Source organism: Streptomyces niger (assembly GCF_000718305.1).
Taxonomy (GTDB): Bacteria; Actinomycetota; Actinomycetes; order Streptomycetales; family Streptomycetaceae; genus Streptomyces; species Streptomyces niger.
Window position 1 is genome coordinate 35,688 of sequence record NZ_JOFQ01000025.1, and the last position, 13,548, is coordinate 49,235.

Genomic DNA, 13,548 nt, shown 5'->3' on the forward strand with positions numbered 1-13,548 from the left:
CCTGTGACCTTTCAACGACGGACAGTCACCTCCTCCCCTGTCCAGAATGTGGAACAGACTGTCCAATCACAGGATTGATCTTGCTAACGTGCAGCTCGGAGTGGGGGGCTCCCAGCCATCCCTCGACCATCGCATGCCTGCCGTCCCCCACGGGACGCGTCACCCGCGATGGCCGGGCCGGGAGGGAACGCACCCCTTCCAGCGTCAGGCGACCGCTCGGCGAGTTCCGCTCACTACGGTCGTCCTGCCGGAAGAACCGAAAGGGATAACTGTGCGCTGCTTTACTTTATCTGCCGCCGTCCACCTGTCCGAGGAATTCCTCGAAAGCTACGCCGACCTGCCGGCCGATGAGCACCTCCGGGACGGACACCGCTTCCGCTATCGCGCATTCGGGAAAGCCCAGGTAAAGGGGGAGCGATTTCTGTGGGAGGACGAGGTGTCGTTCTTCCAGGAAGGCGACATCAACGCCTACGCCGGCGGCCGTGAACGCAAGTTCGCGCCGCTCGGTGACGCGGCCCGTGAGTTCGCCGAGAGCTTCGTCAACTCGCGCCGCACGCGCGGCATCGTGACGGCCGAGGAGTTCCACATCGGCTGTCACCAGATCCGCATCACCGCCGACGACGAGCACCCCGGGCTGCCTGCCCCGGAAGGGTTCCACCAGGACGGCTTCGACTACGTCGCCGTCACGTGCGTCGCCACCGAGAACGTCAGCGGCGGCATCTCCCTGGTCCGTGCGGCCGAACCGGACGGGGACGACCTCGTCGAGCGCGTCATGCCTCCGGGGGAAGCGCTGTTCCTCGCCGACCGTGAAGTACTGCACTACGTCAGTCCCATCACGCCGAAGGTACCCGGCAGGCCCACCTACAGGGACGTCGCCGTCATCACTTTCACGCTGGAAGGCGCCGCACGATGAGCATCGCTCCCTACACCATCCAGGACTGGCTCTTCGACCGGGCGCAGGGCCGTTTCGACCTCGATCTGGCCGAGAGCGGCGTCCAGTTCCAGCTCCTGCGCGACCTGCCCCTCGATCCCGACTGGGACCTCGACTACAGCCTGGACCGCGGTACGCGCGAGCTGCGTGAGCGCATCGCCGCCCTGTACGAGGACCCCGGCGAGAGCAACGCCGCATCACCACCGGACCGCCGCGACGTGGTCGTCACCCACGGCGCCCAGGAGGCCCTCTACCTGCTCTACCGCTCCGCGCTCGCCGCGGGCGACCACGTGATCACCACCGCCCCGGGCTGGCAGCAGGCATGGGAGGTCCCGGCACATATCGGCTGCGAGGTGAGCGTCCTCGACTGGCAGCCCGGGACGCCCTTCGACGCCGAAGCGCTGGCGGCCGCCGTGCGCCCGCAGACCCGGATGCTGATCCTCAACAGCCCCTGCAACCCCTCCGGCCGGGCCCTGAGCGACACCGAATGGGACGGCATCCTGCGGGTGGCCGAGGCCCACGACCTGCTGGTCGTGAACGACGAGGAGTACCTGCTGGACTTCGGCGCATCCGTCGTACGCCGCCACCCCCGCTCGGTCTCCGTCTCCGGCCTCTCGAAGGTCTACGGCATGCCCGCCCTGCGCGTGGGCTGGGCCCGTGGCCCGCAGGACGTCATCGAGCGCATGGTGAACTACAAGCGTTACACCACCGTCTCCAACTCCGTGGTGTGGGAACGAGTGGCCACCAGGGTTCTCGCCGACCGGCAGCGACATGTCGACCGCTACCGTTCCCTGGTCTCCCCCGGGCTCGAGCAACTGACGGCCTTCGCGAAGGCGCACGACGCACACGTCGAACTCGTCCCCCCGCACGGGACCCCCTTCGCCTGGCTGCGCTTCACCTCCGTGCCGGTCTCCTCCCAGGACTTCGCCGAACAGCTCCTGGACCGGCACCGCACCCTCGTCATGCCCGCCGAGGTCTTCGGCGCCGAACACGGGATCCGGATCAGCTACGCCCGCCCCGCCGATGTGCTCGCCGAAGGACTGCGGCGCATCGCGGAGCAACTCGCCGCGTCCGTATAGCGCCCTCGAAGTGATGCGGGCGGGGGCGCCGTCGACGCGGCCCCGCCCGCCCCACTCCTGCGCACCGCCGAAGCCGCCAGCCAACCCCCACTGCCGCCCCCAGGAGCAGACATGACGCCGAACGCCACGACCGGGCCGGGGCCGGATCCCGGCGCGGCCGACGCCATCGGGCCCGCCGTACCCTCCACCGGTGCCCAACCCTCGCCGCACCGCCCCCCTCGCAGCGGCCTTCGTGCGGACGCAGCGGTCGCCGCGCGCCTGACCGTCCCGGTGGCCATGGGCTACCTGCCCCTGGGAGCGGCCTTCGGCATCCTGCTGGTCAGCCAGGGACTGCCCTGGTACTGGGCCCCGACAACGGCGCTGGTCGTGTTCGCCGGCTCACTGGAATTCCTCGCCGTGTCGATGCTCACCGCCCCGCTCGGGCTCCCCGCCATCGCGATGACCACATTCCTGGTCAACTTCCGGCACATCTTCTACGGGCTGTCCTTCCCCCTGCACCTGCTGCAGGGAAAGGCCCAACGCAGCTACGGGATCTTCGCCCTCACGGACGAGACCTACTCCCTGCTCGCGGCCAACCCTGGCCAGCAGCTCAACGGCCGCCGCATCACCCTCATCCAGCTGTTCAGCCACGCCTACTGGGTACTGGGCAGCCTCACCGGCGCGCTCGTCTCCACCGCACTGCCCGACGACATCCACGGCATCGAGTTCGCACTCACCGCCCTCTTCGTCGTCCTCTCCTGGGATCACGCGACCAAGCGCACCAACCTGCGCCCGGTCCTCTACGGCCTGACCGCGAGCGCCGTGGCAGCCGTGGCCGGCACCGACCAGTTCCTGACCGTCGCAGTCATCACGTACCTCCTGCTCCTCATCGGCGACTACCTGAAGACAAGGACCAAGCGTGCCTGAGACCACCTACCTCATCGCCGCCGTCCTGGTCATGGCGGGCGTCACCTTCGCCCTGCGCGCAGCCCCGTTCGTCCTCCTGCGCAACAGCGGACAGTCACCGCTGCTGCAGTACCTGCGCACCTCACTGCCGCCAGGAATCATGGTGATCCTCGTCGCCTACAGCATCCACACCGTCGACTTCACCCGAGCCCCCTACGGCGCCCCCGCCCTGGCCGGCATCGGCGCCTGCGCCGGGACCTACCACTGGTCGAAGAGCCCACTCGCCGCGATCATCGCCGGAGTGGCAGTGAACATGACACTCACCCATCTCCTCTGACACCCTGCGCCAGGCAGGTCCTCCGGCGCCCTGCGCCGGGCGGGGCCTCTGGCGCCCTGCGCCGAGCAGGGCCGGAAGTCGCGCCGTCGCCGGTGCTCGCCGCGCGGGGCCGACCGGCGACCGGCGGGGGCGGTGTTTCCGTCGGTTCCCGTTGTGCGCGAGGAGCCTGTGCGTCGGTGTGCGCTTCGTCGGGCGGCTGAGCGGGAAGGATGAAGGAGAGCACCCGACGATTCCCGGAACCCCGCGGCGCATTCTGCATTGCCGCATGCGTGTGCGACCGCGAGAATCGTGGTGCTTCCCCATTCAGGCCGTCCGCGGCTCAACAGGGGTGTGTCGTGGTGCGACGGTGCGCCCGGCCGCCTCCGCTCCGCCGCGTCGACGAAGGGAGGACCGTGACCTTCGGCATCATTCCGCCCCTGACCGCGTCCCGGTCTTCCACCGCCACGACGGCCGCCAGGCTGGGCAGGATGCTGGAGCCCTCCGAGTGGGCCGCGGCGGGAATTCCCGTGCTCAGCAACGCTCGTGAGGTCGTCACCGACCTGCACGACCGGCATCTGCCCGGACCGTCCACCGCCGTGGTCGCGGTGCTGGATCCGGCGGAACGGGTGACGGCCAGCGCGTCCTTCGTCCTGCGTACCGACGCCCCCGACGGCTGGGAGTTCCGCAACGCACTGCTGGCGCAGCTGCGCCGGGTGATCCCGCACGATCTGCGGTTGCGCACACCGGTACGGACGGCGGTGCTGCTCTACTGCCGTGACGGCGAGCCCGTGTGGACGGAGGCGGACGGCGCCTGGATGTGGGGGCTGCGCGACGCGTGCACGCTCCACGGGCTGCGCTGCGGCCCGTACATCACGCTGACCCGTGCGGGCTGGCAGGTGCTCGGCGAGGGCCGCGGCGGGCGACGGCCGCACGCCGGTGCGCGACCGGAGCTGCCGCCGCTGTCGGGGCCGGCCCACGGGCGGCACGACGGCGGTGTCACCACCGGGGCGCCGCGGCGTTCGGGCGGCGGCTCGGTGGCAGCCCGACGGCGCACCGCGGCCCGCTGACCGTACGGCCGCCGGGCCGTCCCTGAGAGCGGGCCCGGACGTCGGCGGGCCCGGACGTCGGCGACGTCGGGGCGCGGCGTTGCCGCGTGGCGGTGTTGCCGCGTGGCGGTGTAGCCGTGGGGCAGCGGGCGGTACGGAGCGAGCCCGGCGGCCGTGGTGACCGGACCGGGTCGCTCCGAGCCGGCTCGCTTACGCCGCCGCCCCGATGAGGGCGTTGATGCGCTGCGGGTCGCCGCAGACGATCAGCAGGGCGCCGGCCCGGGCCATGGCGGCGGGCAGGGCCTTGGCGACCGTCTCGTCGGAGCCGCCGTTGACCGCGACGACGACCACGGGGCGGCCCTTGGCGCGCTCGGCGTCGGCATCGGCGTAGAAGACGTCGTCCGCGGCGTCGTGCTGCGCCCAGTAGGACGCCTCACCGAAGGACAGTTCGTGCGCGGCCCAGGGGTGCCGGTCGCCGGTGGTCAGGACGAGCACCTCGTGCGGCGCGCGGCCGGAGTCCAGCAGCAGGTCGACCGCCTCGTCGGCGGCGTCGACGGCACCGTCGGCCGGCGCGGGGATCAGCTGCAACTGCGCTTCGGCAGCGGCGGCGGCACCCGGCGCGGACGACTTGGGAGCCGTGCGCTGCGGCGGCGGGGCGGCGGCCGGTCCGCGGGACGGGCCGGGCTTACCGGGGCGGGCGCTGGCCGCGGGGGCGCCGCGCGGAGGCGCGGGGCGGGGGCCGGGACCAGGTACGGGACGGGGGGTCGGCGCGGTGCGGCCGGCGGCCGGAGTTGCGCGGGGACCCGGGACACTCTCGTGAATCTGAGGCTCCTCGGGGATGAGAGGCATGAAGTGATGTCTATCAAACGTAGGTACGGGACATGTCAGGGGGTACCGGATTCACATCCGTACCGCTCAGAAGTCGAAGCCGAGTTGGCCACCGGCCTCCAGAGCGGATGCTTCGGGGCTGACCCGCACCTTCTTCAGGTGCTGCCAGCGGGGCAGCGCGTCCATGTAGGACCACGACACCCGGTGGTGCGGGGTCGGACCCCACTCCTCCAGCGCGGCGCGGTGCACCGGTGACGGGTAACCGGCGTTGTCCGCGAAGCCGAAGTGTTCGTGCGCCAGGCCCAGTTCCGCCATCATCGCGTCGCGCTTCACCTTCGCGATCACGGAGGCGGCGGAGACGGCGATGCAGGACTGGTCGCCCTTGATGACCGTGCGGACCTTCCACGGGGCGCCGAGGTAGTCGTGCTTGCCGTCGAGGATGATCGCGTCAGGCCGTACGGGGAGAGCCTCCAGCGCGCGGACGGCGGCCAGCCGCAGCGCGGCGGTCATGCCCAGGTCGTCGATCTCCTCGGGAGTGGCGTGACCGAGGGCGTGGCAGGTGACCCAGTCGCTGAGCACGGCGGCGAGTTCGTCACGGCGCTTGGGGGTCAGCAGCTTGGAGTCGGTGAGTCCGGCGGGCGGGCGGCGCAGTCCGGTCACGGCGGCGCAGACGCTCACCGGGCCGGCCCAGGCTCCGCGCCCGACCTCGTCCACTCCTGCGATGATCTTGGCGCCGGTCGTGGCGCGCAGTGATCGCTCGACGGTGTGCGTAGGGGGCTCGTAGGGCATGGCGCCAGACAGAGTACGCCCCCGCCCGCCGGCGGTTCGCACCGCGGGTGCTTCTCGTGCGATTCGTCCCGCACGGGCGGTGTCCGCGCCGTCCGGAACGGGGTGCTGAGGGCCGTCGTGCGGCGACCCCTGGGACTTCGTACGCATGCCCTTCGGCCTTCGGAGAGCGGCTGCCGGCCCGTGGCACCACGGGCCTGCTGCCACCGGTTCTTCTCGATGTGTCCGCCGGCTCGATGTGTCCGCCGGCTCGATGTGTCCGCCGGCTCGGTGCGACCGCCGAGTCGGTGTGATCGCCGACTTCGACGGTGTCCGGTCCGGTGGCCCGGCTCGGCGCCATCGGCGTGGCCGGCGGACCACGGAAACGCTGCGGCCGGCGGCCGTGCGGACCCGGTCGACCGAGCACCGATCCGTCGACCGAGCACCGGTCCTGCGGGCGGCGCGCCTGCCGGTCCGGTGGCGTCCGGTGGCGTCCGGTGGTGTCCGGTGGTGTCCGGTGGTGTCGGTGGCGCCGGGGTGACGGCCCGGTTGTGCCGGAGGTGTCAAGGGTACGCCGCATGAAGGGTCAGGCGGGACTGTCCGGCAGCCAGGCCGGCAGGTCCTCGGTCCGCTCCAGCCACTCCTGCGGCGGCGCGCCTCCCGGCCCGGCCCCCACGATGGCGCCGACGATCGCGCAGGTGGTGTCCACGTCGCCGCCCGCGCGGGCCGTGGTCCAGAGCGCCTGCTCGTAGTCGCCGAGATTCCGCGCCGCGGCCCACAGGGTGAACGGCACCGTGTCGTGGGCCGTGGTCCGCCGGCCGCAGCCGAGCACCGCGGCGACGGTGCTCGCGTCGCCGTAGTCGAGCATGTCGCGGGCGCGCCGCAGCCCCGCCTGGACGGCGCTGCGCGGGATGAGCTCCACGACGGCGTCCAGCAGCGCCTGAGGACCGGTGGTGCGCTCGGGGTCGGCGACGATCGCGGCGGCGGCCGCGACCGCCATCGTCCCGACGACCGCCTCGCGGTGCTGATGGGTGACGTACGCGGAGATCTCCGCCTGGTGCGTCGCCTGCTCGGGGTCGTCGGCGTACCAGGCGCCCAGCGGGGCGATGCGCATGGCGGCGCCGTTGCCCCAGGAGCCCTGGCCGTTGAAGAGCGCGGAGGCCAGCTCACGCCAGTCCCTGCCTTCTCGCACCTCCCGGAGCAGGCGGTCCACGGCGGGGCCGTACGCCCGGCCCTCGTCGTGGTGCTCGGCGAAGGAGCGGGCGAGCGCGTCCTGGTCGATACGGCCGTGCTCGGCCAGCACGGCCAGCACGGAGGCCGCCATCTCGGTGTCGTCGGTCCACCCCCAGGGGGCCGGCGGCAGGGTGCGGCGCATGAGCGAGGGGTAATGGGCGGGCACGAAGAACTGGGATCCCAGGGCGTCGCCCACGGCGAGGCCCCGCAGGCTCTTCAGGGCCCGCGCGAAGCGCTGTGCGTCACGGTGATCGGCGGTCATCGGGTGCACTCTAACCGGTGACGCCGTAGGACTGCGGCGTACACCAGTGCTCGAACGGCCGGTCAAGGCGGTACCGCCCGTCCGGCCCCAACAGCAGGGTGCGGTGATCGGCGTTGTGCGGGTTGGACAGCGATTCGAACTCCGCGACGGTCCAGTGGAACCACCTCATGCAGAACAGCCGCATGGTCAGGCCGTGCGTGACGATCAGGACGTTCGGCGGATGGTCCGGCGCCTCGAAGCTGCGCCACAGGCTCTCCAGGAACGCTCCGACACGGTCGTAGACGTCGGCGCCCGACTCCCCCTGGGCGAAGCGGTAGAAGAAGTGGCCGTAGGCGTCGCGGTAGGCCTTCTGGAGCCGCACGTCGTCCCGGTCCTGCCAGTTCCCCCAGTCCTGCTCGCGCAGCCGCGGCTCCTCGCGCACCCGGACCAGGTCGGAGTCCAGACCCAGCGCCTGGAACGTCTGGTGCGTACGGCGATAAGGAGAGACGTACGCGGATATACGCTCGCTCCCGAACAGGGCCCGCAGTCGCGCGCCGGCCTCCTCGGCCTGCTTGATGCCGCGCTCCGTCAGGCTCAGGGCATGATCCGGCTCCCGCTCGTACACCGTGTCGTCGATATTTCCGTCGGACTCTCCGTGTCTGATGAGGACGATGCGTCGGGGGCGTGCCATGCCGCCAGCCTAAAACGCGGCGCCTCCGCACGCCCGGGGCGCCACCCCTGCCCCCGCAGGCGGGATCCGGCCCCTCGCGCGACCTGAACGGTCATCATCGCCCCCCCCCGAGGCCGCACGAGGCGACCAATAGTCATCTGTAATGCAACCTTCGTCGCGTTACGATGTCCATGATGACACACCGTAACGACTAACGCAACTGGAGTTGTGTTTGCCCGCGGAAGACAAGAACGCGACAGCCGGGCAGGGCGCGGACACCGCCCGACCGGGCACCCGGCGCCCCGGCGGCCGCACCGCCCGCACGCGCGCGGCCGTCCGCGACGCCGTACTGACCGGCCTCGCCGAACACGGCTACTCCGGCCTGACCGTCGAGTACGTCGCCGAGCACTCCGGCGTGCACAAGACGACGCTGTACCGCCGCTGGGGCGGGGTCGAGGAACTGATCGCCGACACCCTCGACCTGGCCGGCGAGGACCGCTGGACGCCGCCCGACACCGGCTCGCTCGAAGGCGACCTGCGCGCCCTCGCGACAGAGGTGCTGCAGTCGTTCACCGACCCCGCGACCGCCTCGCCCAGCTCCGCCGTCATCGCCGCCGCCTTCCCCTCCGAACGGGCCGCGGAGGCCCTGCGCGCGTACTACGCCGAACGCTTCGCCCGCTGCGAGGCGATCATCGACCGCGCCGTCGACCGCGGCGACCTCCCCGGCCCCCGTACGACCCTCGACGCCGGCGCCCTCGTCCGCGCCCTCGCGGCCCCTCTCTTCTTCCGCCTCTTCATCACCCGCGAAGGCCTGACCGAGCACGACACCGAACAGGCCGTGACGGTGACCCTGGCAGCGGCACGGGCGGGGGCATTCAGGAAGCGCGGGTGAACGGGCGGGGCGTTCAGGAAGGGCGGGTGAAGGGATCGCGCCGTGTGCAGGGTCCTGCCCTGAGATCCTCCACAGGGCTCCAGGGCTCCAGGGCGCGCCTCAAACCGTCCAGGACGGCTCCAGATCCACCACGTCGCCCGTGACGCCCGCGACGTCGGCGGCGAGCTGGGCCCTGAGGGCCAGGCGTTCGAGGCGTTCGGGGCGGTACTTGCCGCGCTCGGCCGCGGACTGCCACAGGGAGAGGACCAGGAACTCCTCCCCCGGAGCGCGCCCCAGCAGGCCGCGCAGCATTCCGGGGGAGCCCGCCATCGCGGGGTTCCAGACCTTCTCCTGCATCAGCTTGTAGTGGTCGACGCGGTCCGCCCTGACCTGGCAGTACGCGAGCCGCAGTACGTCGGCGTCCGCGAAGACGGGGCGGAAGCCGACCTTCACGTCCAGCTCGTGCTCGAAGAGCCGGGTCTGGCCGTTCTTGAACGTGCCGACCTGGGCGGCGGCCAGACGGTCGTGGGATCTGGCCATGAACGAGTCATAAAACGCCCGGCTCTCCCAGAACGCCACCAGATGCGCGACACCGGGCCGGGTACGGCTCCAGCCGCCACCCTGCCCCCGGAAGCCCGGCTCTCCGAGCAACCCCGCCCACTTGCGCTGCCCCCGCTCGAACCCCCGACGGTCCACCACGGTGCAGCGAATCCACTTGACCAGCACCGCGCCATCGTACGGCCCTTGTGTCCCTCGCGTTACTGCGCGTCACAGAACGCACACCTCAACTCCCGTGTGCTGCGACCGGAGTTCCGGCGCACGTTCCGGTTCGGGCTCCGGCGCACGGACCGATCGCACCGCACGCCCCGGGAGTTGTCAGTGGCGGCCGTTACGCTCCGGGCAAATGAACGCACTGCGTGTCGTACCGCCGTGGCAGCATGGGTGACTCATGTGAAGCAGCAGGTTGGGTAAGTCTGGGGAAGCAGCCGGTGGTTGGCCGCCGAAGCGGCCCCCACCGGAACACCGGCGGCAGGCGGCCGGCTCCGGAGCCGGTGCCCAGGTCCGAGGAAGGGAAGTTCGGTGAGCAGTCTCAACAAGGGGATCGACAAGGCCGAGGTCACGCTGAAATGGGACCCCAGCCCCCAGGGCGAGCCCGCCAACGACCTCGACATCATCGCCGCGACCTACCTCAAGGACTCCGTGTGCGGCGAGCCCGACTACCTCGTGCACTTCGACCAGCGCTCCCCCGACGGGACCATCACCCTGAACCGGGACAGCAGGACCGGCCAGGGCTTCGGCGTGGACGAGGCCATGACGCTGGAGTTCTCGCGGCTGGCCGAGCGGTACGGCCGAGTGGTGGTGGGCGTCGCCATCCAGCAGCGGGACGGCGAGCGGACCTTCGGCGCCATACCGAACACGCTGGTCCGTGTCCTCGAAGGGTATGACGTACTGGCGGAGGACGACTTCTCCACGGTCGCCGGCTCCACCGCCGCGGTGGTCGCGGAATTCGTGCGGGACGAGGACGGCGAGTGGCGGTTCGTGAGCGGGGTCCGCGGGTTCGGCGGCAACCCCGACGAATTCGCCTCGTGGATGGGGCGCAGGCCCGCCGCAGGCTGACGCCGTAAGAGACGCCGGGGCGGTGGTGGCGCATGTGCACCACCACCGCCCCGGGCGGCTACTTCATGCCCCGGAGGGGCGCGTCATCAGCTGCAGCCGCTGGTGGAGCCGCAGCCCTCGCAGAGGTAGCAGCTGCCGGCACGCTGCATCTTCGTGCCGCAGGAGAAGCACAGCGGGGCGTCGGCGTTGATGCCGAGCTGCATCTCGACCAGCTCCGCGTTGGTGTGCGCCTGCTTCGGGGCCGGCGCTGCGGTCTCCTCGACGACCTCCTCGGTGGAGGTCGGCGCGGACGAGGACGCCGGGGTCAGCGGCGCCGACTGGGCCAGACCCTGGATGTCCAGCTCGTCCTCGGCCGGCTCGTACGAACCGGTCTCCAGGTGACGCTGGCGCTCCTCGACGGAGTGGATGCCGAGCGCCGAGCGGGTCTCGAAGGGCAGGAAGTCCAGCGCCAGGCGGCGGAAGATGTAGTCGACGATCGACTGCGCCATCCGCACGTCCGGGTCGTCCGTCATGCCGGCCGGCTCGAAGCGCATGTTGGTGAACTTCGAGACGTAGGTCTCCAGCGGCACGCCGTACTGGAGGCCGACCGAGACCGCGATGGAGAAGGCGTCCATCATGCCCGCGAGGGTCGAGCCCTGCTTGGACATCTTCAGGAAGACCTCGCCCAGACCGTCGTCCGGGTAGGAGTTCGCGGTCATGTAACCCTCGGCGCCGCCGACGGTGAAGGAGGTGGTGATGCCGGGACGGCCCTTCGGGAGGCGCTTGCGGACCGGGCGGTACTCGACGACCTTCTTCTCGGCGGCCGGCTCGGCCTTCTTCTCCTCCTCCTTCTTCTTGGCGGAGAGGGGCTGGCCGACCTTGCAGTTGTCGCGGTAGATCGCGAGCGCCTTCAGGCCGAGCTTCCAGCCCTGGAAGTAGACGTCCTCGATCTCCTCGACGGTGGCCGACTCCGGGACGTTGACCGTCTTGGAGATCGCGCCGGAGAGGAACGGCTGCGCGGCGGCCATCATGCGGACGTGGCCCATCGCGGAGATGGAGCGCTCGCCCATGGCGCAGTCGAAGACCTCGTAGTGCTCCGGCTTGAGGGCCGGCGCGTCGATCACGTTGCCGTGCTCGGCGATGTGGGCGACGATCGCCTCGACCTGCTCGGGCTGGTAGCCCAGGCGCTTGAGGGCCTTCGGGACCGTGTTGTTCACGATCTGCATCGAGCCGCCGCCGACGAGCTTCTTGAACTTGACCAGGGCCAGGTCCGGCTCGACGCCCGTGGTGTCGCAGTCCATCATCAGGCCGATGGTGCCGGTGGGGGCCAGCACGGAGGCCTGCGCGTTGCGGAAGCCGTTCTTGTCGCCGAGGCGGATGACGTCCTGCCAGGCCTCGGTGGCGGCGGCCCACACCGGGGTGTCCAGGTCGTCCATGCGCGTGGCGGCACCGTTGGCGTCCGCGTGCTGCTTCATGACGCGCTTGTGGGCGTCGGCGTTGCGGGCGTAACCGTCGTACGGGCCGACGACGGCGGCCAGCTCGGCGGAGCGCTTGTACGAGGTGCCGGTCATCAGGGAGGTGATGGCACCGGCGAGGGCGCGGCCGCCGTCGGAGTCGTACGCGTGGCCGGTGGCCATGAGCAGGGCGCCGAGGTTGGCGTAGCCGATGCCCAGCTGGCGGAAGGCGCGGGTGGTCTCACCGATCTTCTCGGTCGGGAAGTCCGCGAAGCAGATGGAGATGTCCATCGCGGTGATGACCAGCTCGACGACCTTGGCGAAGCGCTCCGCATCGAACGACTGGTTGCCCTTGTCGTCGTCGCGCAGGAACTTCATGAGGTTGAGCGAGGCGAGGTTGCACGAGGAGTTGTCCAGGTGCATGTACTCGCTGCACGGGTTCGAGGCGGTGATCCGGCCCGACTCCGGCGAGGTGTGCCAGTGGTTGATGGTGTCGTCGTACTGGATGCCGGGGTCGGCGCAGGCCCAGGCGGCCTCGGCCATCTTGCGGAACAGGCCCTTGGCGTCGACCTCCTCGATGACCTCGTTGTCCATGCGGCCGCGCAGGCCGAACTTCGAGCCGGTCTCGACGGCCTTCATGAACTCGTCGTTCACGCGGACGGAGTTGTTGGCGTTCTGGTACTGGACGGACGTGATGTCGTCACCGCCCAGGTCCATGTCGAAGCCCGCGTCACGCAGCGCGCGGACCTTCTCCTCCTCCTTCACCTTGGTCTCGATGAAGGCCTCGACGTCCGGGTGGTCCACGTCCAGGACGACCATCTTGGCGGCCCGGCGGGTGGCACCGCCCGACTTGATCGTTCCGGCGGACGCGTCGGCGCCGCGCATGAAGGAGACCGGGCCGGAGGCGTTGCCGCCGGAGGAGAGGAGCTCCTTGGAGGAGCGGATGCGGGAGAGGTTCAGGCCGGCGCCGGAGCCGCCCTTGAAGATCATCCCCTCTTCCTTGTACCAGTCGAGGATCGACTCCATGGAGTCGTCGACGGAGAGGATGAAGCAGGCGCTGACCTGCTGCGGCTGCTTCGTGCCGACGTTGAACCAGACCGGCGAGTTGAAGCTGAAGACCTGGTGCAGGAGGGCGTAAGCCAGCTCGTGCTCGAAGATCTCGGCGTCGGCCGGAGAGGCGAAGTAACCGTTCTCCTCGCCGGACTTCCGGTAGGTCTTCACCACACGGTCGATGAGCTGCTTGAGGCTCTTCTCCCGGTCCGGGGAGCCGACCGCGCCACGGAAGTACTTGCTTGTGACGATGTTGACCGCGTTCACCGACCAGAAGTCGGGGAACTCGACGCCACGCTGCTCGAAATTGACCGAGCCGTCGCGCCAATTGGTCATGACGACGTCACGGCTCTCCCACGCCACCTCGTCGTACGGATGCACGCCCGGGGTGGTGTGGATGCGCTCGATACGCAGACCCTTGCTCGCCTTGCTGCCCTTGCGGGAGCCTCGCGCCGGGCCGCTCGTCGTCTCTGTCATGCCGCCTCCCTGTACGGGCGTAAACGCCCTGATGTGCACACTTCTTCCCGTGGCACGGTGTATGTCTTGCTGCGCCGGGGCTCCTGCTCAACCCCGGCGAGGTCCG

13 protein-coding genes are annotated in these 13,548 nt (G+C 70.6%); 7 read left to right on the forward strand and 6 right to left on the reverse strand.

The genetic code is table 11. The annotated features are described in order from the left end of the window. The first annotated feature begins 88 nt into the window (after window positions 1-88). The 5 genes from IF20_RS38480 to IF20_RS32105 all read left to right on the forward strand — a co-directional run bounded on the left by IF20_RS38480 (window position 89) and on the right by IF20_RS32105 (window position 4,278). Entirely contained in the window at window positions 89-913 is an 825-nt protein-coding gene (locus tag IF20_RS38480; protein WP_234426902.1) for a 2OG-Fe dioxygenase family protein, read from the forward strand. Then, window positions 910-2,010 (forward strand): pyridoxal phosphate-dependent aminotransferase, encoded by a 1,101-nt coding sequence (locus tag IF20_RS32090; RefSeq protein WP_052868914.1) that lies wholly within the window; start codon window positions 910-912, stop codon window positions 2,008-2,010. The genes IF20_RS38480 and IF20_RS32090 overlap by 4 nt, the downstream gene beginning before the upstream one ends. Window positions 2,011-2,121: 111 nt before the next feature. Continuing rightward, a complete protein-coding gene (locus IF20_RS32095; RefSeq protein WP_110944739.1) occupies window positions 2,122-2,916 on the forward strand; it encodes an AzlC family ABC transporter permease in 795 nt (264 codons plus the stop codon). Continuing rightward, window positions 2,909-3,232, forward strand: a complete 324-nt coding sequence (locus tag IF20_RS32100) for a branched-chain amino acid transporter permease (protein WP_052868915.1) — start codon at window positions 2,909-2,911, stop codon at window positions 3,230-3,232. The genes IF20_RS32095 and IF20_RS32100 overlap by 8 nt, the downstream gene beginning before the upstream one ends. A gap of 392 nt (window positions 3,233-3,624) precedes the next feature. Further along, the gene (locus IF20_RS32105) at window positions 3,625-4,278 is read left to right on the forward strand and encodes a hypothetical protein (RefSeq protein ID WP_052868916.1); all 654 of its coding nucleotides are present in this window, start codon (window positions 3,625-3,627) and stop codon (window positions 4,276-4,278) included. A 189-nt stretch (window positions 4,279-4,467) separates the two neighbouring features. Here IF20_RS32105 and IF20_RS32110 read toward each other — a convergent pair whose 3' ends face one another. The 4 genes from IF20_RS32110 to IF20_RS32125 form a co-directional block, all read right to left on the reverse strand. Next, window positions 4,468-5,106, reverse strand: a complete 639-nt coding sequence (locus IF20_RS32110) for a hypothetical protein (protein ID WP_052868917.1) — start codon at window positions 5,104-5,106, stop codon at window positions 4,468-4,470. Between the two features lie 66 nt (window positions 5,107-5,172). Then, window positions 5,173-5,874 carry a ribonuclease HII gene (locus IF20_RS32115; protein WP_052868918.1) on the reverse strand — a complete coding sequence of 234 codons (702 nt, stop codon included), beginning with the start codon at window positions 5,872-5,874 and terminating at the stop codon, window positions 5,173-5,175. Window positions 5,875-6,436: 562 nt separating this feature from the next. After that, window positions 6,437-7,345, reverse strand: a complete 909-nt coding sequence (locus tag IF20_RS32120) for an ADP-ribosylglycohydrolase family protein (RefSeq protein WP_052868963.1) — start codon at window positions 7,343-7,345, stop codon at window positions 6,437-6,439. A gap of 10 nt (window positions 7,346-7,355) precedes the next feature. Then, window positions 7,356-8,015 (reverse strand): histidine phosphatase family protein, encoded by a 660-nt coding sequence (locus IF20_RS32125; protein ID WP_052868919.1) that lies wholly within the window; start codon window positions 8,013-8,015, stop codon window positions 7,356-7,358. A 211-nt stretch (window positions 8,016-8,226) separates the two neighbouring features. Between IF20_RS32125 and IF20_RS32130 the strand changes: the two genes are divergently transcribed. After that, window positions 8,227-8,886, forward strand: a complete 660-nt coding sequence (locus IF20_RS32130) for a TetR/AcrR family transcriptional regulator (RefSeq protein WP_052868920.1) — start codon at window positions 8,227-8,229, stop codon at window positions 8,884-8,886. A 99-nt stretch (window positions 8,887-8,985) separates the two neighbouring features. Here the strand turns inward: IF20_RS32130 and IF20_RS32135 are convergent, their stop codons facing one another. Next, window positions 8,986-9,591, reverse strand: a complete 606-nt coding sequence (locus tag IF20_RS32135) for a YdbC family protein (protein WP_052868921.1) — start codon at window positions 9,589-9,591, stop codon at window positions 8,986-8,988. A 354-nt stretch (window positions 9,592-9,945) separates the two neighbouring features. Here IF20_RS32135 and IF20_RS32140 point away from each other — a divergent pair, with 354 nt between their 5' ends. After that, window positions 9,946-10,482 (forward strand): TerD family protein, encoded by a 537-nt coding sequence (locus IF20_RS32140; RefSeq protein ID WP_052868922.1) that lies wholly within the window; start codon window positions 9,946-9,948, stop codon window positions 10,480-10,482. An 86-nt stretch (window positions 10,483-10,568) separates the two neighbouring features. Here the strand turns inward: IF20_RS32140 and IF20_RS32145 are convergent, their stop codons facing one another. After that, window positions 10,569-13,442 carry a vitamin B12-dependent ribonucleotide reductase gene (locus IF20_RS32145; RefSeq protein WP_052868923.1) on the reverse strand — a complete coding sequence of 958 codons (2,874 nt, stop codon included), beginning with the start codon at window positions 13,440-13,442 and terminating at the stop codon, window positions 10,569-10,571. Window positions 13,443-13,548: the final 106 nt, after the last annotated feature.

Excerpts from the sequence above, each read along its gene's own strand:
- IF20_RS32125 (WP_052868919.1), bottom strand. The coding sequence starts at position 8,015 with ATGGCACGCCCCCGACGCATCGTCCTCATCAGACACGGAGAGTCCGAC.
- IF20_RS32090 (WP_052868914.1), top strand. The coding sequence starts at position 910 with ATGAGCATCGCTCCCTACACCATCCAGGACTGGCTCTTCGACCGGGCG.
- IF20_RS32115 (WP_052868918.1), bottom strand. The coding sequence starts at position 5,874 with ATGCCCTACGAGCCCCCTACGCACACCGTCGAGCGATCACTGCGCGCC.
- IF20_RS32145 (WP_052868923.1), bottom strand. The coding sequence starts at position 13,442 with ATGACAGAGACGACGAGCGGCCCGGCGCGAGGCTCCCGCAAGGGCAGC.
- IF20_RS32095 (WP_110944739.1), top strand. The coding sequence starts at position 2,122 with ATGACGCCGAACGCCACGACCGGGCCGGGGCCGGATCCCGGCGCGGCC.
- IF20_RS32110 (WP_052868917.1), bottom strand. The coding sequence starts at position 5,106 with ATGCCTCTCATCCCCGAGGAGCCTCAGATTCACGAGAGTGTCCCGGGT.
- IF20_RS32120 (WP_052868963.1), bottom strand. The coding sequence starts at position 7,345 with ATGACCGCCGATCACCGTGACGCACAGCGCTTCGCGCGGGCCCTGAAG.